Origin of the sequence: Streptomyces sp. NPDC127068 (assembly GCF_042724695.1) — a bacterium.
GTDB lineage: Bacteria > Actinomycetota > Actinomycetes > Streptomycetales > Streptomycetaceae > Streptomyces.
In genome coordinates, this window is the sequence record NZ_JBHXEN010000002.1 from 175,707 (window position 1) to 185,416 (window position 9,710).

The 9,710-nt window shown below is 75.6% G+C and carries 1 protein-coding gene; it reads left to right on the forward strand.

The genetic code is table 11. The annotated features are described in order from the left end of the window. Positions 1 to 9,681 (forward strand): SDR family NAD(P)-dependent oxidoreductase (locus ACFWIA_RS01925; RefSeq protein WP_386999408.1); only part of this gene is annotated, 9,681 nt, incomplete at its 5' end. Between the last annotated feature and the right edge of the window lie 29 nt (positions 9,682 to 9,710).

A 9,710-nucleotide genomic window follows, 5' to 3' on the forward strand; every position in this document is an offset into this window, starting at 1 on the left:
GCGGGTGGTTTGTCGTTGGAGGACGGGGCGCGGGTGGTGGCGTTGCGCAGTCGTGCGCTGCGGGCCCTCGCCGGCCGAGGCGCCATGGCCTCCGTGCAGTGGGGCGCCGACCGGGTCCGCACTGAGATCGCGACTTGGGGCGAACGGCTCTCCGTCGCCGCCGTCAACAGCCCTGCCGCCACGGTCGTCGCCGGTGACGTGGAGGCCGTCGAGGGCTTCCTCGCCCACGCCGAGCGCAACGGCGTGCGCGCCCGCCGCATCGACGTCGACTACGCCTCCCACTGCGCCCACGTCGAACGCATCCGCACGGAACTGCAGGACCTGCTCGCCGGGATCAGCCCCCGCGACACGGAGGTCCCCTTCTACTCGACGGTGACCGGCGCACGCCTGGACACCCGGCAGCTCGACGCCGACTACTGGTACCGCAACCTGCGCAGCACCGTGGAGCTGGAACGCGCGGTGGGCGCCGTCCTGGCCGACGGGCCCTGCGCCTTCGCCGAGATGAGTCCGCACCCGGTGCTGACCGTCGCCGTCGAGGAGACCGCCGCCGCCCTCGGACACGAGGTCCCGGCCCTCGGCACCTTGCGCCGCGGCGAGGGCGGCCTCACCCGCTTCCACACCGCCCTCGCCGAGCGCTACGCGTACGGCGCCGACGTCGACTGGGGGCCCGCCCATGCGCATCTCCCGGCCCGCCACGTCGACCTGCCCACGTACCCCTTCCAGCGCCAGCGCTACTGGCTGGATGACGGCGCGCAACACGCCGTCGACGTGACCGGCGCCGGGCTGACCGCTGCCGGACACCCCCTGCTCGGCGCGATCGTCACGCTCGCCGACGGCGACGCCCTGGTGCTCACCGGCCGGCTCTCCGTACGCACCCACCCCTGGCTCGCCGAGCACGTGGTGCAGGGCTCCGCCCTGGTACCGGGCACCGCCTTCCTGGAACTCGCCGTCCGCGCCGGTGAACAGACCGGCTGCCCCCGGGTCGAGGAACTGACGCTGGAGGCGCCCCTCGTGGTGCCCGCGACCGGCGCCGTCGACGTGCAGCTCAGCGTCGGCGGGCCGGACCGCACGGGCCAGCGCCCGCTCACCCTGCACGCACGCTCCGCGGACGCCGCACCCGACGACCCGTGGGTCCGGCACGCCGGCGGCACCCTCTCGCCGCAGACCGCCCCCGAGCCCGCCGCCACCCTCGCCTGGCCGCCGCCCGGCGCCGAACCGGTCGACCTCACCGGCCTGTACGAGCGGTTCGCCTCGGGCGGCTTCGCCTACGGACCGCTCTTCCAGGGGCTGGACGCCGTCTGGCGCGACGGCGACGAGTACTACGCCGAAGCGGCCCTGCCGGCCGGGCAACGCACGGACGCCGACCTGTTCGGACTGCACCCGGCCCTGTTCGACGCGGTGCTCCACGTCACCGGTCTGTCCGGCGACGAGACCGGCCGGATGCCCTTCGCCTGGACCGGCGCCACCCTGCACTCCCGCGGGGCCGCCGCGGTCCGGGCCCGCATCACGCCGACCGGCGACAACGCCGTGGCGCTCCACCTGTGGGACGCCTCGGGACTGCCCGTCGCCACCGTGGACGCGCTGCTGTTGCGACCGGCCGCCGCGCCGACACCCGGCACGGGCTCCCCTGACGCGCTGTTCCGGCTGGCATGGTCGCCCGTCCGCACCACCGACCCGGGCACGCCCCGACCCCAGCCGCTGGTGCTCGGCGGGACCGCCGCGGAGCTGCTGACCTGCGAGGCACCCGCACCCGCCCTGGTCGTCGCCCGCCTGGACGAGCCGCTGCCCGGCACCGCCGGGGCGACGCACCGGGCCGTGCACGAGGCCCTGACCCTGCTCCAGGAGTGGCTGACCCAGGAGCGGTTCGCCGACTCCCGACTGCTCGTCCTCACCCGCGGCGCCGTCGCCACCACCCCGGACGCCGACGTCACCGACCTGCCACGGGCCGCCGTCTGGGGCCTGGTGCGCTCGGCCCAGTCGGAACACCCCGGCCGCTTCGTCCTGGCCGACGTGGACGACCTCGGTGACCTGGACGCCGTCGTCACCGCACTGACCACGACCGGCGAGGACCAACTCGCCGTCCGCGCAGGCGTGGTGCACGCCCCGCGGCTGGCCCGGCCGACGGCCACCGAGCAACCCGCCCCGGCCGCACCGGACCCCGAGGGCACGGTGCTGATCACCGGCGGCACCGGACTGCTCGGTTCCCGGGTGGCCCGGCACCTCGCCGAGGCCGGCGCCCGCCACCTGCTGCTCACCAGCCGCAGCGGCACCGAGGCCCCCGGCGTGAGCGAGCTGATCGCGGAACTCGCCCGGCTGGGCGCGCGGACCACCGTCGTCGCCTGCGACACCGCCGACCGGCCGGCGCTGGTGGAGCTCCTGAGCGGCATACCGGCCGACCGGCCGCTGACCGCCGTGGTGCACGCGGCCGGCGCCCTCGACGACGGGGTCCTCACCTCGCTCACCCCCGAGCGCCTGTCCGCCGTGCTGCGGCCCAAGGTCGACGGCGCCCTGCACCTGCACGAGCTCACCGCCGGTCTCGACCTGCGCGCGTTCGTGCTGTTCTCCTCCGCCGCAGGCGTCTTCGGCGGCCCCGGCCAGGGCAACTACGCCGCGGCCAACGCGTTCCTGGACGCCCTCGCCCGGCACCGCCGCGCCAGCGGCCTGCCCGGACTGTCGATCGCCTGGACCCTGTGGGAGCAGCGCAGCGCCCTCACCGGCCACCTGGACGCCGACGAGTCCCGGCGGATCGCCCGCTCCGGGCTGCCCGCCCTCACGGACCAGCAGGGACTGGCCCTCTTCGACGCGGCGCTCCTCGGCAGCGAACCCGCGCCGGTCGCCCTGCGGTTGGACCTGCCGACCCTGCGGTCCCGCGCCGAAACCGAACCCGTCCCGCGTCTCCTGCACGCCCTGGTCCGTCCGCCGCTGCGGCGGGCCGCCGCGCAGCCGGTGCCCGGCGGCGCCCCGGGCGGTACCCCGGGCGACCGGCTCGCCGCCCTGCCCGCGGCCGAACGCCGCCGCGAACTCTCCCTGCTGGTCCGCACCCAGGTCGCCGCGGTGCTCGGTCACGCCTCCGCCGATGCGGTGGAACTCACCCGGGCCTTCCGCGACCTCGGCTTCGACTCGCTCGCCGCCGTGGACCTGCGCAACCGGCTCACCACCGTCACCGGACTGCGGCTGAGCGCGACCCTCGTGTTCGACCACCCGAGCCCGCAGGCGCTGACCGCGTTCCTCGACACCGAACTGACCGGCGACGCCGGCGCCGTACCCGTGCGCACCTCCGCGCCGAGCACCACGGCCGGCGCCGACGAGCCCATCGCGATCGTCGCCATGGGCTGCCGCTTCCCCGGCGGCGCCGACTCGCCCGAGCGGCTGTGGGACGTGGTCGCCGGCGGCGTGGACGCCATCGGCGCCTTCCCCGAGGACCGGGGGTGGAACGTCACCGACCTCTACGACCCCGACCCAGAAGCGGGCACCCCCGGCACCTCGTACGTGAAGGAGGGCGGCTTCCTCTACGACGCCGCCGACTTCGATGCGGCGTTCTTCGGGATCTCCCCGCGCGAGGCGCTCGCCATGGACCCGCAACAGCGCCTGCTGCTGGAGACCTCCTGGGAGGTCTTCGAACGCGCCGGGATCGACCCGGGCACCCTGCGCGGCAGCCGCACCGGCGTGTTCGCCGGCGTCATGCACCACGACTACGCGGTCCGCCTGGTCGGCAACGTGCCCGAGGAGGTCGAGGGCTTCCTCGGATCGGGGAACTCGGCCAGCGTCGTCTCCGGCCGACTCGCCTACGTGTACGGGCTTGAGGGCCCCGCGGTGACGGTGGACACCGCCTGCTCCTCCTCGCTGGTCGCCCTGCACCTCGCCGTCCGCGCACTGCGCTCCGGTGACTGCGACCTCGCCCTGGCCGGCGGCGTGACCGTGATGAACAGCCCGGAGCTGTTCGTGGTCTTCAGCCGCCAACGGGGCTTGGCGTCCGACGGCCGCTGCAAGTCCTTCGCGGGCGCCGCCGACGGCACCGGCTTCGGCGAGGGCGCGGGCGTGCTGCTGGTGGAACGGCTGTCCGACGCGCTGGCGAACGGGCATCCGGTGCTGGCGGTGGTGCGTGGTTCTGCGGTGAACCAGGACGGTGCGTCGAACGGATTGACGGCGCCGAACGGTCCGGCGCAGCAGCGGGTGATCCGGGCGGCGTTGGCGGACGCCGGACTGTCGGCGGCGGACGTCGATGTGGTGGAGGGCCACGGCACCGGGACGACGTTGGGTGATCCGATCGAGGCGCAGGCGTTGTTGGCGACGTACGGTCAAGGCCGGGCGGCGGAGCGGCCGTTGTGGTTGGGGTCGTTGAAGTCGAACGTCGGGCACACCTCGGCCGCCGCCGGTGTGGGCGGCGTGATCAAGATGGTGGAGGCGCTGCGGCACGGAGTGATGCCGCGCACCTTGCACGTGGACGAACCCACCCCCCAGGTCGACTGGGACTCCGGCCGGGTCCAACTCCTCACCGAGGCACGCGACTGGGAGTCCCCGGGGCCGCGCCGGGCCGGTGTCTCCTCGTTCGGCATGAGCGGCACCAATGCGCACGTCGTCCTGGAACAGGCACCCGCCCCCGCCGCCCCCGCCGAAACCCCCGCGACACCGGGCGAGTTGCCGACCGCGTGGACGCTGTCGGCCCGTACCCCCGAGGCACTGCGCGCCCAGGCCGAACGGCTCGCCGCGCACCTCGCCGCCCGACCCGCGCTGCGGCCGGTGGACATCGGCCTCTCGCTGGCCACCACCCGCGTCCGACACGCACACCGTGCCGTCCTGACCGGCGACCCGGAGCAGCTGTCCGAGGCGCTGGAGGCGCTGGCCGCTGGCAAACCGGCCGCCACGGCGGTGCAGGGCGTCGCGGCGACCGCCGGCCGCACCGTGTTCGTCTTCCCGGGCCAGGGCACCCAGTGGGCCGGCATGGCGATCGACCTGCTCGACACCACCTCGGTGTTCGCCGCGTCGATGGCCGCCTGCGCACAGGCGCTCGCCCGCCACGGCGACTGGTCGCTGCCGGAGGTCCTGGCGGACCCGGCCGCCCTGGAACGGGTGGACCGGGTACAGCCCGCGCTGTTCGCCGTCATGGTGTCGCTCGCGGCGACCTGGCGCTCGTACGGAGTGGAACCGGACGCCGTCCTCGGCCACTCCCAGGGCGAGATCGCCGCGGCCGTCGTCGCCGGCGCCCTGTCGCTCGACGACGGGGCGAAGGTGGTGGCCCTGCGCAGCCGTCTGTTGCGCGCCATCGCCGGCCAGGGCGCCATGGCGTCGGTCGCGCTGCCCGCCGCCGAGGTGCACACCCTGGTGGAACGCTGGCCCGGCGCCCTCTCGGTCGCCGCCCTGAACGGCCCGCGCGCCACCGTCGTCGCCGGGGACCCCGGAGCCGCCGCGGAACTGCTCGCCCGGTGCGAGGCCGACGGCGTACGGGCCCGCCGGATCGACGTCGACTACGCCTCGCACTCCCCGCACGTGGACGCGATCCGTGCGGAACTGATCGAGGCGCTGTCCGGGCTGACCCCCCGCACCGGCGACGTACCGATGTACTCCACCCTGGAGTCGACCTGGCTGACCGGCACCGAACTCGATGCCGACTACTGGTTCCGCAACCTCCGCGGCACCGTCGCCTTCGCCCCCGCCGTGCACCACCTCGCCGGCTCGGGACACACCACGTTCATCGAGGTCAGCCCGCACCCGGTGCTCACCGCCGGAATCAGCGAAACGGTCGAGGACCTGGCCGCGGCCGTCGTCGTCACCGGGTCGCTGCGCCGGGGCGAGGGCGGCCCGGCGCGCTTCCTGACCTCGCTGGGCGAGGCCCACACCGGGGGCGTCGAGGTGGACTGGACCGCCGTGTACGCCGGCACCGGGGCCACCGTCGTCGACCTGCCCACCTACCCGTTCGAGCGCACCCGCCACTGGCTCGACGCGACCCTGCGGACGGCCGACCTGGCCTCCACCGGACTGCACGGCACCGGACACCCGCTGGTCGCCGCGACCGTCGAACTCGCCGGTACGGGGGAGCTGCTGCTCACCGGGCGGCTGTCGACGGGCACCACTCCCTGGCTCGCAGACCACGCCGTCACCGGAGTCACCCTGCTGCCCGGCACGGCGTTCCTGGAACTGGCGCTCCGGGCCGGCAGCGAGGTGGGCTGCGGACTCGTCGAGGAACTCACCCTCCACTCCCCGCTGACCCTGACCGGGACCGACACCGTGCAACTCCAGGTACGGATCGGCCCGGCCGACCCCGAAGGCCGTCACCCCCTGGCGGTGCAGGGCCGGCCGGACGGCGACGCAGCCGTTTGGACGGAGTACGCCACCGGCACCCTCGCACCGCACCCGCAGGAACCGGCCGACACCGCCGTCACCTGGCCCCCGCCCGGCGCCGAACCCCTCGACACCGAGGGCCTGTACGAGCGCTTCGCCGCCGCCGGCTACCACTACGGCCCGGCGTTCCGCGGGGTGCGCGCCGCCTGGCAGCACGGTGACGACCTGTACGCCGAGATCGCCCTCCCGGACCAGCGGGACGCCGGCGACTACCTGCTGCACCCGGCGCTGCTCGACGGCGCCCTCCAGGCGTCGGCGCTCCTGCCGGCCCGCGGCGACGCTGTCCAGCGGCTGCCCTTCTCCTGGTCCGGGATCACCGCCCAGGCAGCCGGTGCCGACGCCCTGCGGGTCCGCATCACCCCCGCCGGCGCCGAGGAACTGGCGCTGGAGGCCCGCGACCTGACCGGCCGACCCGTGCTCACCGTCGACTCGCTGCTGCTGCGCCCGCTGCCGCCCGGCGGTCTGGCCGCGACGACCCCCGGCAACCGGCTGCTGCGGCTGGACTGGGTGCCGGCCGAGCCCGGCCATGCACCGACCGCGGACGGGATCGCCCTGCTCGGCGACGCACTGCGGCCGGCCCTGCCCACCGCACCGGTCTGGGCCACCCGGGCCGAAGCACCCGACGACGACCTCCCCCCGTACGTGCTCGCCATGGTCACCGCCACCGGGGACGACCCCGCGCAGCGCTTCCGCTCGGCCACCCTGGACGCCCTGACGCTGGTCCAGGAGTGGCTCGCGGACGAGCGTTTCGCGGACGCGACGCTGGTGGTGGTCACCCGGGGCGCGGTGCGCACCGGCCCCGGCGACCGGGGCGCCGACTGGGCCCAGGCGGGCGTCTGGGGCCTGCTGCGCACCGCGCAGACCGAGCACCCCGGGCGGTTCGTCCTCGCCGACGTCGACGAGGACCCCGCTTCCGTGCGGGCCCTCGTCACGGCCCTGCCGTCCACCCGCACGGGGGAGACCCAATGGGCGGCCCGCGCCGGCACGTTGTCCGTACCGCGGCTGGCAGCGGCCGACCGGGACCTGCTCACCGTCCCGGACACGGAGGTCTGGCGGCTCGCCGTCGACGGCGAGTCCGCCGTGGACGGGCTGGCCCTGGTCCCCGCGCCCGACGCACGGGCGCCGCTGGCCGACCACGAGGTCCGGGTCGCGGTGCGCGCCAGCGGACTCAACTTCCACGACGTGGTGGTCTCGCTCGGCCTGGACCGGGAGCAGCCCACGGTGGGCAGCGAGGGCGCCGGCATCGTCCTGGAGACCGGCCCCGGGGTACGGGGACTGGCCCCCGGCGACCGGGTGATGGGCGTCTTCGGCGGCTCCTTCGGCCCGATCGCCGTCGCCGATCGCACCACGCTCGCACGCATTCCCGAGGGCTGGACGTTCGCCCAGGCCGCGGCGGTGCCCATCGCGTTCCTCACCGCCGCCTACGGACTCCGCGACCTCGCCGGTCTGCGCCGCGGCGAAGCCGTGCTGGTGCACGCCGCGACCGGGGGCGTGGGGATGGCCGCGGTCCAACTCGCCCGCCACCTCGGCGCCGAGGTGTACGCCACCGCGAGCCCCGCGAAGCAGCACCTGTTGCGCCGCGCCGGCATCGACGACGCGCACCTCGCCTCGACCCGCACCCTGGAGTTCGCCGACCGGTTCCGGGCCGCGTCGGACGGGCGCGGCGTCGACGTGGTGCTCGACTGCCTCGCCCGCGAGTTCGTGGACGCCTCACTCGACCTGCTGCCCCGCGGCGGCCGGTTCATCGAGATGGGCAAGACCGACGTACGGGACGCCACGGAGGTCGCCCACCGCTGGCCCGGCGTCCGGTACCGGGCGTTCGACCTGGTGGAGGCCGGTCCCGCCCGCCTCGGAGAACTCCTCACCGAAGTGCTGGACCTGTTCGAACGGGGCGTGCTCACCCCACTGCCTCTGACCTGCTGGGACGTGCGCCGGGCCCCGGAGGCGTTCCGACACCTCGCCAAGGCCCGGCACATCGGCAAGAACGTCCTCACGGTGCCCGCGCCCCTCGACCCCGCCGGCACCGTGCTGATCACCGGCGGCACCGGCACCCTGGGCCGGATCGTCGCCCGACACCTGGCCGCCACCCACGGGGTGCGCCACCTGCTGCTGACCGGCCGCCGCGGGCCCGACGCCCCCGGGGCGCCGGAACTGGTCGCGGAACTCGCCGCCCTGGGCGCCCGAGCACGGGTCGTCGCCTGCGACATGGCCGACCGGTCCGCCGTCGAAGCACTGCTGGCCGCCGTCCCCGCCGCGCACCCCCTGACGGGCGTCGTGCACGCCGCCGGGTCCCTGGCCGACGCGGTCGTGGAGTCGATGACCGCGGAACAGGTGGAGCGGGTGCTGCGCCCCAAGGTGGACGCTGCACTCCACCTCCACGAGCTGACCGCCGGCCTCGACCTGACGGCCTTCGTCCTGTTCTCCTCCGGAGCGGCCCTGCTCGGCGGCGCGGGCCAGGCCAACTACGCCGCAGCCAACGCCGCGCTCGACGCCCTGGCCACCGAGCGACGCTCCCGGGGCCTGCCCGCCGTCGCCATCGGCTGGGGCCTGTGGGAAGAACGCAGCGAACTCACCGCGGGGCTCAGCGACCTCGACGCCCGTCGGATGGCCCGGGGCGGAGTCGGCGCACTGAGCGCCGCCGAGGGCCTCGCCCTGTTCGACGCGGCCTGGCACGGCGCCCAACCGTACGTGCTCGCGGCCCGACTCCGGACGGGGGCCGGCGCACCGAACGCTCCGGTGCCCGCCCTGCTCAGCGGCCTGGTGGCCCGACCCCGGCCCGTACTGCGCCGCGCCCGGAGCGCCGCCGACGCGGCGGGACCGGCCCGCGCCGGACGGCTCGCGCACCTGCCGCCCGCCGAGGCCGAACGGGAACTGCTGGAGCTGGTCCGCGGCGAGGTGGCAGCGGTGCTCGGCCACGAGTCGAGCAGCGCGATCCACCCCACCCTGCCGTTCAAGGACCTCGGGTTCGACTCGCTCACCGGCGTCGAACTGCGCAACCGGCTCTCCGCCGGCACCGGGGTGCGGCTGCCCGCGGCCCTGATCTTCGACCACCCGACGCCCCAGGCGCTGACCCGGCACGTCCTCACCCTCGTCGCGGAGGAACCACCGCCGGCCACCGCACCGCTGCTCACCGAGCTGAGCCGGATGGAGACGCTGGTCGACGCCCTGACGGCCGACACCACGACGGACCGGGCCCTGCCCGGGGAAGTGGCGCAGCGGCTGCGCCGCGCCCTGGCCAAGGTCGAGTCGCTGACCGCGGCCGAGGAGCCCGGCCAGCACGTCGAGTCCGCCACCAACGACGAACTCTTCGACCTCATCGACAAGGAACTGGGCATCTCATGAGGTCCACGACGGCACCGCGGACCCGCACG